The 13,045-nt window shown below is 50.1% G+C and carries 11 protein-coding genes; 4 read left to right on the plus strand and 7 right to left on the minus strand.

Annotated elements, in window-relative coordinates:
• Nucleotides 1-133 precede the first annotated feature (133 nt).
• A complete protein-coding gene (locus DU002_RS15835) occupies nucleotides 134-2,839 on the minus strand; it encodes a family 14 glycosylhydrolase (RefSeq protein ID WP_158538087.1) in 2,706 nt (901 codons plus the stop codon).
• A 277-nt stretch (nucleotides 2,840-3,116) separates the two neighbouring features.
• Entirely contained in the window at nucleotides 3,117-3,611 is a 495-nt protein-coding gene (locus tag DU002_RS15840) for a thioesterase family protein (protein WP_114339405.1), read from the minus strand.
• A 234-nt stretch (nucleotides 3,612-3,845) separates the two neighbouring features.
• Here DU002_RS15840 and recQ point away from each other — a divergent pair, with 234 nt between their 5' ends.
• The 3 genes from recQ (at nucleotide 3,846) to DU002_RS15855 (ending at nucleotide 7,427) form a co-directional block, all read left to right on the plus strand.
• On the plus strand, nucleotides 3,846-5,708 hold the full coding sequence (recQ, locus tag DU002_RS15845; RefSeq protein WP_114339381.1) for a DNA helicase RecQ: 1,863 nt from the start codon (nucleotides 3,846-3,848) through the stop codon (nucleotides 5,706-5,708).
• Nucleotides 5,709-5,864: 156 nt separating this feature from the next.
• The gene (locus DU002_RS15850) at nucleotides 5,865-6,425 is read left to right on the plus strand and encodes a hypothetical protein (protein WP_114339382.1); all 561 of its coding nucleotides are present in this window, start codon (nucleotides 5,865-5,867) and stop codon (nucleotides 6,423-6,425) included.
• Nucleotides 6,426-6,488: 63 nt separating this feature from the next.
• On the plus strand, nucleotides 6,489-7,427 hold the full coding sequence (locus tag DU002_RS15855; RefSeq protein WP_114339383.1) for a transporter: 939 nt from the start codon (nucleotides 6,489-6,491) through the stop codon (nucleotides 7,425-7,427).
• A gap of 34 nt (nucleotides 7,428-7,461) precedes the next feature.
• On the opposite strand, the gene DU002_RS15860 is transcribed toward DU002_RS15855, so the two are convergent.
• Nucleotides 7,462-8,340: a LysR family transcriptional regulator gene (locus tag DU002_RS15860; protein WP_114339384.1), complete on the minus strand. Its 879-nt coding sequence runs from the start codon at nucleotides 8,338-8,340 to the stop codon at nucleotides 7,462-7,464.
• A 96-nt stretch (nucleotides 8,341-8,436) separates the two neighbouring features.
• On the opposite strand from DU002_RS15860, the gene DU002_RS15865 reads away from it, so the two are divergent.
• The gene (locus DU002_RS15865) at nucleotides 8,437-8,955 is read left to right on the plus strand and encodes a lactoylglutathione lyase family protein (protein ID WP_114339385.1); all 519 of its coding nucleotides are present in this window, start codon (nucleotides 8,437-8,439) and stop codon (nucleotides 8,953-8,955) included.
• A 62-nt stretch (nucleotides 8,956-9,017) separates the two neighbouring features.
• Here the strand turns inward: DU002_RS15865 and prfH are convergent, their stop codons facing one another.
• From prfH to nhaD, 4 genes are all read right to left on the minus strand, one after another.
• Nucleotides 9,018-9,635, minus strand: coding sequence for a peptide chain release factor H (prfH, locus tag DU002_RS15870; RefSeq protein WP_114339386.1), 618 nt, complete (start codon nucleotides 9,633-9,635; stop codon nucleotides 9,018-9,020).
• A gap of 309 nt (nucleotides 9,636-9,944) precedes the next feature.
• Complete coding sequence (locus DU002_RS15875; RefSeq protein WP_114339387.1) at nucleotides 9,945-10,649, minus strand: pirin family protein; 705 nt, start codon at nucleotides 10,647-10,649, stop codon at nucleotides 9,945-9,947.
• 122 nt (nucleotides 10,650-10,771) lie between these two features.
• Nucleotides 10,772-11,086, minus strand: a complete 315-nt coding sequence (locus DU002_RS15880; protein ID WP_114339389.1) for a c-type cytochrome — start codon at nucleotides 11,084-11,086, stop codon at nucleotides 10,772-10,774.
• Nucleotides 11,087-11,191: 105 nt separating this feature from the next.
• Nucleotides 11,192-12,574, minus strand: a complete 1,383-nt coding sequence (gene nhaD, locus DU002_RS15885; RefSeq protein WP_114339390.1) for a sodium:proton antiporter NhaD — start codon at nucleotides 12,572-12,574, stop codon at nucleotides 11,192-11,194.
• Nucleotides 12,575-13,045: the final 471 nt, after the last annotated feature.

Genomic DNA, 13,045 nt, shown 5'->3' on the forward strand with positions numbered 1-13,045 from the left:
ATGCTCCAGATCGCAGTTAAAGTAACTCTAAATCTAGAACAGAAAACATTATGCTGCCCATTCAGTTTGTTACTGAATGGGCAAACTGCGAACTTAACGGGCTAACTAAAAGTTGAGGTCGCAAAAAATGCGATCATTGCGCTTTATTGATCAGTCGGGTCAGCTCTTTCATCGGTGTGGGATGGTCATCAAACAGGTTTTGCATCCGCAACAGGGTGATCCCACCAAAACCAGGCTGACGGTCGAGTGCGCGGGCGATCTGCTGCCATCCCTGTTTGCCATAAAGCTCGCCAGCTAGGGCGTTCTCACCCATTAGGCTAATGCCTAGCTCGGCCGCCGCATCTGCCACCCAGTTAACCAGGTCTTCTGCACGAGAATAGCCTTCATAATCTTTATTGATCATCTCCAGGCAGGTGAAATGCAGAATAACTTTCTCCCGCAGATGAGAGGGCACCAACTGACCGAGCAGTTTGACATATTCACCACGATTGTGGGGGCCAAGCTCTGGATGAGGCGCGACTAAACCTGCCGTGATCTCAGCGACTCGGGGCATCGCCGGATCACTGATCTCCCAATGAATGCCTGGTACTTTGACTCCCAGTGGCACGTTCGCCATCGCGCCCTCACTGAATACGTCGTTGGCACATTCAAGAATGCCGCGTCCATGCTGAATCAGCTCTCCTTGATACCAAGTGAGGAATTCGCGGGCCCAGCTGGAGTAGAGATAGTTCTTCTGTTCAAACAGCGGATGTGGATCAGGAATGGCAACGCTGTCAAAGCTCTTGTGTTGGCCGTTGAAGGCGTAGTTAAGGGCTTTTACGGTTTTGAATTTTTGCTTCAGGTGACTTTTCCAGCGTTGCTCGGCAAGACGGCTAAAGCATTGTAGTGTGCCGCGGTTGGGGTATTCACCCCAATCGTGGGCATTGTAGCTGGGGTAGCGAAGCTCACCAGCAGGGCCCAAGCTGACATTAATCTCATCAATCAGGTCGGCACGATCTTGGTAGTGATCACGAAAGGCCTGCATAAACTGCCGGTAGTAGGGCACCACATATTCATCGGCCCAGAGCGATACATACTCCATCGATGTATCCCCCGTTTCACTGACATATTGCAGATCCCGCACCGACTCCAGTTCATCGTGGTTTTCGATTAATTTACCCCACAGCCACAGTGGAATGGTCTGCATGAAGTCATCATTAACGTTACCTCCCGCCTGATGAAATGACAGGATGGGTACCCAATGCATCTCATTCGCTGCCAACACCTCGACCATGCGGTCATAGTAGGTCCAGTCGAATAGGCCCGGTTGGCGCCCCTCGATGAGTCCCCACCAAAGGTCAGTTGATATGGCACTGACACCGATTTTCCGAAGTTGCCGGATCTCCCGTTCAAATTCGATCCAGTTCTCCTCTTGCAACATCATCAGCTGGTTACCCACTTTCAGATGCAGTGGCCCCATCACCCGGAAGCTCTTACGTCCTAACTGTTGGCCGACTTTACCCATGCCATGTTTCATTCGGCCGAGTTGACGCAACCTGGCCGCACCGGCTTGTTCGGTGTCTAACACCGAATCCAGATCCCGCAGCGCCCAACCGGCAACCCCGGTTTGCTGCAGGCTACGTTGCATCAGTTTGTCCCACGCCAAATGGTCATCTAGTGCATTGGCCTGGCGGTTTTCCACATACAGTTGGATGCCTAGCTCACCGGCGCGCCCTACCCAGTCGCTCATTTGATAATGGGGCTGGGTGGATTCGACACCCGACAACAAGACGCAAAGTGAGTTTGCGTCGGAGTTCAGTTCTATCTTGCTTAAGGCATCAAACAAGCGGCTAAATAATGCGGTCTCATGATCCAGAGCGACCCCTGCTAAAGCCAAAGCGTGTTGATCAGCATGGTCGTTACTGGCGTTGAGTGACACTGGAACGCGCAAACCAAAACCACAAGACCATTGCTCTGGCAGGGTTTGGCTGAGCGACGACAGGGTCTCTGCACTGAATGTAATTAGCTGTGATTGATACCAGCGGTAGAAATCGCTGATCGGCTTCGAGCTTCGTGTGTTGTCGGCGAGTAAGGTGTTGATCTGCTGCTGTATCTGCCCGAGTAAATCATTGGCAGTCAGAGCGTCATCTTCTACCTCCCAAGCACGATACCAGGCCGCTTTTTCACCATACTGAGAGAGCATGGCCTGTTCAAAGCTGTCTACTGCGATGCCACTAAAAACGCCGAGCTGGTGTTGGTCGGCGGGTTCAATCAATGCATCTAAAATAGGGAAACGTACTTCGCCGTCAGGCCCGGCACCGAGCAAAATTTGCGGAATACATGATTGAAATTCGGCAGCATGATGAAAAAACGCTTTTAGCCACTGGCTGACATAAGGGGTGTAGAGCTCTCTCGCCCACAGGCTGGGAGCGGAAATTGTGTCATTACCCAGTTGGTCGACATATTTTAAGCTATCCTGTGGCCAGTCTGCGGGCTGTTCGTGCCCTAGCTTGCCCCAAAACCAGTCGGGTAACAGGTGGGGGGTTCCTGCTTCACTGACCCCAGAAGCACCGATATTAAATTCAGGGATCAGTTTCAGTTGTGCCTGACGGATCAATGAAAACAGGCTGAGATAGCCTTGCCAACGTTGCGCCTGCTCGACATTGTCAGGGTGAAATGGCGCCACAGTACGCCAGCTGATCGGCACGATAATGCCATCAACGCCATTTTTTTTCGCCGCCGCAAACTTCGTTACCAGCGCCTGACGGTAGGCGGGTTGGTCCGGTAAGCTGTTGATTATGCGATGAAGAGAAGCAGGGGCATGGACCCATATCTGGGCAGGCTGATGCAATGGATTCATAGCGCGTTTCATCTCCTATAGGTGCTGCAAGTAGCCAACTTAACAGGGTGATAGTTGGCTGTTTTTATGTCCCGAATGGTTCATCCTTCTGGACATGGTGCAGTACTGAAATGCGGTTATTTGCTGAAGCAGACTATAGAGGTCGGATAACGGACGCAATTTGCGTTAGAACAAACTCGATGTCGATATGTGAACTGGCTCACAAGTTATAGCGTAGAAAGGGGAACGTGTTACAGGCGCGGTGGGACCTTAGCCTGCTGACTGAACGATAAATATGCTACCCCATCATGTATGCGCCGGTGCCAAAAGCTATCTGGCTACCTTTTTCATTGTGTAGCTCCATTCGACAGACGCTGACTCGACTGCCAGAACGTATCACTTCGGCGCTGGCGACAAAGTGCTCACCGCGACCAGGACGCAGGTAATCCACCCGCATATCTATGGTACCCATTTTGGCGAGCTTCTTATTCAGCAGTGCTTGATCCATCGTGTCTGATTTCTCGAGAAAGTTAGCGATGGCAATCAAGCCTCCCGCTACATCCAATACTGAAGCAGTGACACCGCCGTGGAGAATGCGTTGTATTGGATTGCCGATCAGCCCCTCATGCATAGCGAAATGCACCTCCACTTTGTCGCAAGTGAAGTAAGGGATGGAAAGCCCCAAGCTGCGATTAAACGGCATTTGATCAGTAAACAGGTGGGCAATGGCGGCCAGCTTGGGTGGCAAGTCAGGTGCTACGCGTGTCTGTTGCGGAGTGTGTTGGTCAGCCATGATAACAACCGGTGGTTTAGAGTAATTATTCAATTGTTGGTCTGATTTGTCTGTGGCGCAACTTTTCGATGTCATTTTTTAGTGATAACGCACTGTTCAAAAAGAGAGTTTATTAACGCCAGTCGGTGCCGGTGTGATAAACGCCCGATGCCTCAAGACAAAGTGCGCTGCGGCAAGTAAACTAGCCTGCCTGTTCGCCAAACCGGTGACCAATAGAAGAGCGCCCCTTAGTCAATGAATCCTGGTTCTGCCGTTCCATCTGCTGCGATAGCCGTCGACTCAAGTCGACTGGAACAGAGTGATCCCTTGTTGCAGAGGGCGTTAGCCACGCTGAACAGTGTGTTTGGCTACGACAGTTTTCGTCCCGGACAATCCGAGGTGGTCAGTGCCCTAGCTGCTGGTGCCGATGCCATGGTGATCATGCCGACAGGGGCGGGAAAGTCGCTCTGTTATCAGATCCCCGCGCTGGTGCGTGATGGCTTGACGGTGGTGGTTTCTCCGCTGATCGCTTTGATGAAAGATCAGGTGGATCAATTGGTCAGTAATGGCGTTAGCGCGGCTTACCTGAACTCGACCCTTAGCCGAGAACAACAGATAAAAACATTGTCGGCATTAGCCCACGGTGAATTGAAGTTGCTTTATGTCGCGCCGGAACGCCTGCTACAGGCCAATTTTCTGGAGCGCTTGCGGCAAGTGAACTTGTCGATGTTCGCCATTGATGAAGCCCACTGTGTGAGTCAGTGGGGGCATGATTTCCGTCCTGAGTACGCAGCCTTGGGGCAGCTTAAGCAGCTTTTTCCCCATGTGCCTGTCGCGGCGTTGACCGCTACGGCGGATCATGCGACCCGCGTTGATATTATCGGTCAGTTGGCACTGCAGCAGCCGTTTTTGTTTCTTGGTAGCTTTGACCGACCAAATATTCGTTATAACCAGATTGAAAAATATAAACCGTTCGACCAGCTCAGCGACTATTTACATGGCCGCAAAGGCCAGAGCGGCATTATCTATTGCACCAGTCGTAAGCGGGTGGAAGAGATCGCCGAGCGTTTAAAGGCCAAGGGAGTGGATGCCGATGCCTATCATGCCGGCATCGATATCAAGCTACGTAATCGGGTACAGGAGCGTTTTGTTAAAGACGAGCTGGCGATTGTCGTAGCGACGGTAGCGTTTGGCATGGGTATCGACAAGCCGAACGTGCGTTTCGTTGTGCACTACGATATCCCGAAGAATATTGAATCCTATTATCAAGAGACCGGGCGTGCCGGGCGGGACGGTTTACCTGCCGAAGCTCTGTTGCTTTATGATCCTGCGGATATCAGTCGAGTGCGGCGCTTGCTGGAGAACATCGAAAACCCGCGCCAACAGCAGGTAGAGCAGCATAAACTTAATGCGATGGCCTCTTTCTCTGAGGCGCAAACCTGTCGTCGCCAGGTATTGCTGCATTACTTTGGTGAGCAGCGTAAGCAGAGCTGCGGTAACTGCGATATCTGTTTGGATCCCCCCAAACGCTATAGCGGTACTGTCGATGCACAGAAAGTACTCTCTTGTATCTATCGGATGGGTCAGCGCTTTGGCGCCGGTTATCTGGTGGAAGTGCTGCGCGGTGCTGACAACGCACGCGTCAAAGAGTACGGCCACAACAAACTATCCACCTGGGGCATAGGCAAAGATCAGCCGCCGGAACATTGGCTTAGCGTTGTTCGTCAGTTGGTGCACCTAGGCTTGCTGGTGCAGGACATCACGCAAAGCTCGATTTTGCGTTTGACCGAAGCCGCGCGTCCCGTACTCAAAGGGGAACAGGCGCTGGAGCTGGCGGTGCCACGGGTTAAACTGGCTAGTCAAAAGCGGCAAATTGAGTTGGAGGGAGATGACCGCCGACTGTTTGCCCGCCTCCGTGGCTTGCGTAAAAAGCTGGCTGAAGATGAAGGTGTGCCACCTTATGTCGTATTCAATGACGCCACTCTGCTACAGATGGCGCAGGAAAAGCCAACTCGCGAAGTGGAACTGTTGCAGATCAGCGGCGTCGGTGAGCGAAAATTGTCGCGCTTCGGCGATCCGTTTCTGGAAGTGATTTGTGACCACCTGCTGGGGCGCTGAACAACAACTTGATTCTTGATCTTTATTGCCGTAGCTCTACAAATCGTTAATACCGCAAGCTTTCTGCCTGATAGCTTAGAAATAGCCTTAAGTTACCATTATGTTAATATCCTTTGAGTAGGCACTGTCTGTTTTGTAACATCAAGGAATATGTAAATGTCTAAGCAACTGAAAAGTGCATTGGCTTGCGTGCTATTTTTCGCAATGTCATTTTCTGGGCAAGCGCTTGAAAAGACGACTTCGTTTTATGTTGGTGTCGATGATGCGACTGTTGAAGCTGTTGGAGAGGCAATTATCTATTCGTTGAACTACCGAGGTTGGGTAGTTGATAACAGAGATGACCCTCGCATATTGTCTCATTTGTATAAGCGTGGGACGGAAGCTGATCTCATTATTGATTATACCGAGCGCAAGGTCACCATCAAAACAACAGCCTTTCGTTTACAACAGTCAACAGACCCTATGACGATCGGGCAAGTGACACGGAATGATTATTATCCTCGCGGCTGGATCAGCAATATAAAAAAAGATGTCATAAGAGTGTTACCGCGTATTTCGGCTGAATTGGCGAAAAAGAAAGAAGCTGAAGTGGTAGTCGTTGTGGACATCAAAGAAGAGCTTGATGAGCTTAAAAAGCTATTCGAACAAGGGCTCATCACCAAAGAAGTTTACGACCAGATGCAGCTCAAGCTGCTTGAAAAGCGGAATGTGCTTTAGAGGCCGTTCGTTTTTATCAATCAGTAGATATTGGATTGAGAAAATTGTTATGGAGGATCGGTTGTGGCACTGCGCATTAGTTTGTTGAAATCTGTTGCCTTGCAAGGTTTGCTGGCTTTGTGTACTTTGTTTGTTTCGTTGCACCTGCAAGCTGAAGATCTTGAACCTCGCCGTTGGGCGCATCTCCCTATCAATACCAATTTCCTCGGTGCGGGCTATGCCAGCACCAAAGCCGATATAGACTTCGATCCGGTGCTTAAAATTGAAGAGGCAGAAGCGACGGTAGACACTTGGGTGGCCAAGTATATTCGCACCTTTGAACTGTTCGATAAAAGTGCCCGTATCGGCGTGGCACAGGGCTATCAGAAAGGGCATTGGACTGGCATCCTTGACGGTGAGGCGGCGTCAACTTCTCGTGATGGCGCTACCGACACCCTTGTTCGGTTCGCGGTGAATTTGTATGGCTCGCCACCGCTAGAGGGCAAAGAGTTTGTTGCCTATCGTAAAGCCAACCCTAATGAAACAATTGTTGGAGCCGGTATCTCGGTACAACTGCCTACCGGTGACTACATGTCGGATAAGCTGATTAATCTGGGTACGAATCGCTATACATTGCGTCCACAGATTGGCGCGATCCACACCCGTGGTCAATGGTCGTTTGAAAGTACGGCGAGGGCGGTGATCTATTTCGACAATGATGACTTTTATGGTGGCAAGAAACTAGAGAATGATCCGCTCTATGTGTTGAGTGGTCATCTTATTTATACTCATCGCCCCGGTATTTGGGGCAGTATCAGTGCTGCATACGATTACGGTGCGAAGCCGACCGTTGACGGTGTTGAGAAAGACAGCCGCAAAGAGGAGTTGCTGTTTGCCGCCAGTGTCGGCATTCCGATTAACCGCCATTTGGGGATCAAACTGGGTTACATCGGCTCGCGAACGCAGCGCACCACAGGTGTTGATACGGACTCCTTCGTTCTCGCAATGTCTGGATATTGGTAGGCAGCATCACAGCGTATAGCACTTATTCTGCTTGTTATTGCTGTTGCCACTGTTGATAGATAACCTCTTTTATATGCTCATAGCGTTTGCCCAAGGGGCGATGCTTTTTGCTGATTAGGTAGACGGTTTCAGTGACCGGTTGCGACAGTGATGCACAGCAGATCTGCCCAGCGTAAGGAAAATCATGCAGTGCCGATGCGGGTAGCACAGTAAAACCTATTCCTCGGGCTATCGGCAGTAATATCTGGTTGAGTTGATTGATATAGCCGGCTTCATTAATTTCTGACATGCCAATAAACTGCGCTGGAAAATTCGCCGCCAGCGCTGCCGTGGCATAATGATGACCATCGGGATGATTAATAAATCCTAGCGCTTGCAGTTGCTGCCAACTGAATTCAGAGCCTGCTGGCATCACTAAGCAAAGTTCATCTTGTCCCAGTGTTTCTTGTTGTAGTGCGGGATCGTTCACTGCACGGGTGATCAAACCTAATTCACAGTGATTCTCTTTAACATCGGCAATGATGCTTTCGTTTGGCGCAGCTTCGAGCTTTATCTGCAAGGCCGGGCAGCGTTGTTGCAGTGACAGTAGCTCAGGGTAAAGCTGATTGGCAATGGCGCCGGAGCATGCCAAACGGCACTCACCTTGCTCTCCTTCATCGCTGGCCAACTGCTCAATTAGATTTTGCTCTGCCGCCATTTGTGCCTGAGCATACTGTTGCAATGTTCGTCCCGCTTCCGTGAGCTCAAATCGTTTGCCAAATCGATGCAGCAGTGGCGTACCCAAGTGGGCTTCCAGTTTCATGATGTGCTGGCTAACACCGGGCTGTGTCATATGCAGCTGTTCGGCGGTGTGGGTGAAATGTCCGGTTTCAGCCAGTACCAAAAAGGTTCTTAAATGGGTTGGATTTATCATTTCTAAATATTATTAAAATCATAATTTATGATAATTTAATATTATCACAACTGTTCCCTATACTTGCTCTCGTTCCCAACGAAGAGAGTATTAGTTATGACAAGCAATCAACCAACGCCTTATCCACGTACCTTTTCCCATATCGGTATCTCAGTGCCTGATTTGGATGCTGCGGTAAAATTCTATACCGAAGTCATGGGCTGGTACCTGATCATGGAACCCACGGATATCACTGAAGATGACAGTGCCATCGGCGAGATGTGTACTGACGTATTTGGCGCGGGGTGGGAGCATTTTCGTATTGCCCATCTCTCCACCGGCGATCGTATTGGCGTGGAGCTGTTCGAATTTAAAAATCAGCAGAACCCGGAAGACAACTTTGAATACTGGAAAACTGGTGTGTTCCATTTCTGTGTTCAAGATCCGAATCTGGAAGAGTTAGCTGAAAAGATTGTGGCGGCGGGTGGTAAAAAGCGGATGAAAGCGCCGCGTTACTATTACCCAGGTGAAAAGCCTTACCGTATGATCTACATGGAAGACCCGTTCGGTAATATTGTTGAGATCTATAGCCATAGCTATGAGCTGCATTATTCCAGCGGTGCTTATAACGGCTAAGTAAAAAGATAGCGCAGGCATTGTTGGCCTGCGCTATCGATCTATCCACTTAAATGTTCATGCTATTTCACTAGCCTGAACTCACTGCCTTTAAACAGCTTCACCGGATTGCCCCGCTCTAGGGTCAAGTGGCTCTGCCACTGCTGTTGTTTCTTCGCTGCCACGGCTGAATCAGCCAGTTTTGCTAGCTTGTAAGCGATTAACTGTGTCGCTAAGCGCTTATTGGCGTGCTGACTGCGTTCAGAGGTGACTTTGACACTAATGCCGGTGGCAAGGTGCGTCGCTTGGATCGCCGAATCAGTCTTGTTGACATGCTGACCGCCCGGACCACTGGCACGACAAGCACGATAGCTGATTTTGTTGTCTCCAGCGGTATTGCTTGAGGCAAACAGCTCACAGCCAATAAACCAATTTTTCCGCTTATGTCGCGGCCGGTAAGGGCTGACACAGATCCACTGGATCACCCCCTGCCACTGGTTTGCAAACTGCCGTTCGTTCTCGCCGTCGATACTCAACAGTATCGAAGCAAAGGTGCCTTTTTCAGCGCCTTCGACTGATTCTATGACAGATACCGATAGCCCATGCTTGTCTGCTTCTTTTAGCAGGCAGGCATATGCTTTGGCGACGGCCAAACAACACTCAGCAGGCCCCTGGCCAGCGCTTAATTGCAATATCAACATCTGCCGTCTCCCCTGCCCATAGGCACGAAAACGGTGTTGGTTTGCCAGATATTTTTAGTTTGATTTTGCAGGTCGGCCATCGATAACCGTTGGCACGACATTGATTGAACATAGTTGCCCATATCCCAATTCCATAGTGATGATACAAATAGATGAATTGGCAAGCCGGCTGGCTGGGCAAACAGAAAGGCGTGTTAACCCAGAACAGGCTTGCATAGGTTTGTTGCTAATCGCATGGTGACCTCCTGCAAGTTGGTAAGTGAAAGCGGCGACATATTAACCAGTGCGTTTGCCTAAGGCAATGCCTCGTTAATGTGTTGCGGGTAGATCAAACCATAGCCATTCACTGTCTGGGGCATTTTCAACTATCAGGTGTTGCATATCATGGCTGGCACTCACATTAAGGCCATCACCAGCAGCTAGCTGATGATGTTCCAGATCTATAGACCCCTTGATCAGTTGCAAGTAGCCTTGGCGCCCGGCTGGCAATTCCAGCTGCGCTGTTGTGGTTTTTGCGTACCTTGCCAGATACACGGTTGCGTCTTGATGGACAGTTAAACTGCCTTCAGTGCCGTCTGGAGAAGCTACTTTGATCATTCCCTCCCCACGGAATCTTTTCTGTTGGTAGTCAGGCGTCAGCCCAAGTTGATCAGGTTGGATCCAGATCTGTAAGAACTCAGCCGTTTCAGTATTTGAGCCATTGTATTCCGAGTGGCTGATCCCGGTACCAGCACTCATTAATTGGAATTCACCGGCCGTGAGCCGTTGAATATGCCCCATGCTGTCTTGGTGCTCGAGAGTGCCTTTCAATACGTAAGAGAGGATCTCCATATCCTGATGGGGGTGAGTGCCAAAGCCGCCACCTGGTTGCACGATATCCTGATTGATCACCCGCAGGGCTGACACCCCCATATGTTGAGGATCGTAGTAGTGGCCGAAAGAAAAGCTGTGGCGGCTGTCTAGCCAACCTAAGTTGACGTGTCCACGTTCATTGGCTGGGCGAATAGTGATCATCAGACTCTCCTCCTGTGGGTATGAGGAGAGATTAGATCCGATTATAAAGAACTAAAAGCGCAACTTATCGCCTGTTTTGTTCGATTTTATGATGATGTTCGTCGTTTTGGTTTTGCTGTCTGCTACAACTTCAGGCTGGCGTAATAGAGCGCGAGTTGGCGGATATCCTCATCAGAGAGTGGCTTGGCCAAATTACCCATGATCGGGTTTGGTCGCGCACCACTGCGAAACGCTTTCATCTGATTTTCAAAGTACACGGCTTGCTGTCCCGCCAGATGGGGATACATGGGGATCACCGAAACGCCCTGTTCGCCATGGCAGGCGGCACAGGTCGTCGCTTTCTGTTTTCCTATAGCGATATCATCAGCGTTAACCGCTGTGCTGCAGATGAGACTGCTGATGACGGATAGCGCAAGCAAGGTGGAACGAGGGCTCATTTTGAGATCCTTAAAATCTATCGCGATGCGCGATGACGGTTTCACCACAGTATATAAACCAAGCCGTATTCGGTTAGTGACCTTTATCAAGCTTGTTTTATGGCATTAGCCGTTGACCAAAAAATGCACGCCGATGCCGGCACCATAGCCTAAAGCGATGGTCCAGCTCCATTTCAGGTGTGACATAAAGGTGTAATGCCCTTTGGCAGCTCCCATTAAGGCCACGCCTGCTGCGGACCCCACCGACAGTAAGCTGCCGCCAACACCAGCAGTGAAGGTGATCAGCAGCCATTGGAAATGATCCATCTCGGGCGCCATGGTCAGAATGGCAAACATCACCGGGATATTATCGATCACAGAAGAGATCACGCCGGCGGCAATATTGGCTGGCGTAGCGCCCCAATCGCCATACATAACGCCAGAGGCGGCGGTAAGATAGCCAAGAAAGCCGAGGGCACCGACACAGTACATCACACCAAAGAAGAACAGTAGGGTGTCCCATTCCGGAACTGCCAATTTACTGAACGTATTAAAATCTCTGTCTTCGTGGTCATCGGCAAGAAACTGCGAACCAAGGTAGATAGATAAAAACAGCAGTGATAGCCCAAACATCATGCCCAGATAAGGTGGCAGGCCGAGGGCGTTTTCAAAAGTCACTGCCAGACAGATGGTGGTAATAAACAGCAAGCAACTTAGGTAACCCCCCCGTTTAACCTTGACCCTGTCTTCGATCGCGGGTGGCTTACCTGCAGGAATAAATCGCGAGATGATCAGCGCCGGCACGATGTAGTTGGCGATCGCCGGCAAAAACAGCTGAAAAAATTCGGTAAACTCAATGCGCCCCGATTGCCAAACCATCAAGGTGGTAATATCGCCAAATGGTGAGAAAGCACCGCCCGCATTGGCGGCAATGACAATGGCGATACAGGTGAGACCAATAAACTGGCTGCTCTCCTTACCCACCGCCATCACGACTGCGCCCATGATCAGGGCGGTAGTCAGGTTATCGGCAATTGGCGACAGGAAAAAAGCGATGATGCTGGTGGCCCAGAATAGCTGCTGGTAACTGAGCCCTCTGCCAACCAAATAGCCCTTTAATGCTTCAAACACGTTGCGCTCTTCCAGTGCATTTATGTAGATCATCGCGACCAACAGGAACAGAAACAGCTCGGCGAACTCCGACAGGTTATGGGTGACTGCGGCCTCCAGTGCTTCCCGGCTCATGCCCATCTCCGCGCCAACTAAGGCGGCCAGCACCCATAAGATCCCCGCCGCATTAATCATTGGCTTGGATTTAGGCAAGTTCAGTTGCTCTTCAAAGATCACCAGCGCGTAGGCGATAAAAAAGATGCACAGCGCGAAGATCGCCAAGGGGTGACTGAGTGCGGAGATCGATTCCTGGTGTGCCTCAAAGGCCGCACAAGGAAAACTGGTTAACAGGAAAACAGGCAATAGTCGCAGTGTGCTGGCATTGGGTATAAAGCGCATAGGTGAAAAATCCGCAATGAAGTCAGTGAGTAACCATAGTTAAAAGTGTAGTGGCTAGAGGCCTGAATGGGCGGAGATTTTTTTAGGGTGGGCATTATAGCGATGCGCTGATTTTTACTGGATAAAAGCACAACACTGTATGGATGTGCATGTGATGTCTGTCAAATCACGATCTGCCGCTAATTTCGGCGTATTTTGTGAAAAAGAGAGTAAAAATCGACTAATCAGTAAGTTATGATCAAATTACTAATTAATAAAAAGTAGGTTAGACGGGATCTTTCCGGTTTGGGGTGATAGGTATACATGGCCCCTTTATCCAGATAGATGGTCCGTGTAGTTCTATCTAGCGTTGTACTCGCCGAGGCAGGCCTCGGGGAAGTCTTTTTTTGCTAGATTGCTGGATAAATAAACAGTGGTTTGCTATAGCTTAGTCCATGAAAAGGACACTGCAAACGCTGCTGGATCAGCACT

Source organism: Corallincola holothuriorum, from assembly GCF_003336225.1.
GTDB classification, from domain to species: domain Bacteria; phylum Pseudomonadota; class Gammaproteobacteria; order Enterobacterales; family Neiellaceae; genus Corallincola; species Corallincola holothuriorum.

Coding starts and splice junctions, on each gene's coding strand:
- DU002_RS15865 (WP_114339385.1), top strand. CDS start 8,437: ATGACAAGCAATCAACCAACGCCTTATCCACGTACCTTTTCCCATATC.
- DU002_RS15840 (WP_114339405.1), bottom strand. CDS start 3,611: ATGGCTGACCAACACACTCCGCAACAGACACGCGTAGCACCTGACTTG.
- DU002_RS15850 (WP_114339382.1), top strand. CDS start 5,865: ATGTCTAAGCAACTGAAAAGTGCATTGGCTTGCGTGCTATTTTTCGCA.
- prfH (WP_114339386.1), bottom strand. CDS start 9,635: ATGTTGATATTGCAATTAAGCGCTGGCCAGGGGCCTGCTGAGTGTTGT.
- DU002_RS15860 (WP_114339384.1), bottom strand. CDS start 8,340: ATGATAAATCCAACCCATTTAAGAACCTTTTTGGTACTGGCTGAAACC.
- DU002_RS15880 (WP_114339389.1), bottom strand. CDS start 11,086: ATGAGCCCTCGTTCCACCTTGCTTGCGCTATCCGTCATCAGCAGTCTC.
- recQ (WP_114339381.1), top strand. CDS start 3,846: ATGAATCCTGGTTCTGCCGTTCCATCTGCTGCGATAGCCGTCGACTCA.
- DU002_RS15875 (WP_114339387.1), bottom strand. CDS start 10,649: ATGATCACTATTCGCCCAGCCAATGAACGTGGACACGTCAACTTAGGT.
- DU002_RS15835 (WP_158538087.1), bottom strand. CDS start 2,839: ATGAATCCATTGCATCAGCCTGCCCAGATATGGGTCCATGCCCCTGCT.
- nhaD (WP_114339390.1), bottom strand. CDS start 12,574: ATGCGCTTTATACCCAATGCCAGCACACTGCGACTATTGCCTGTTTTC.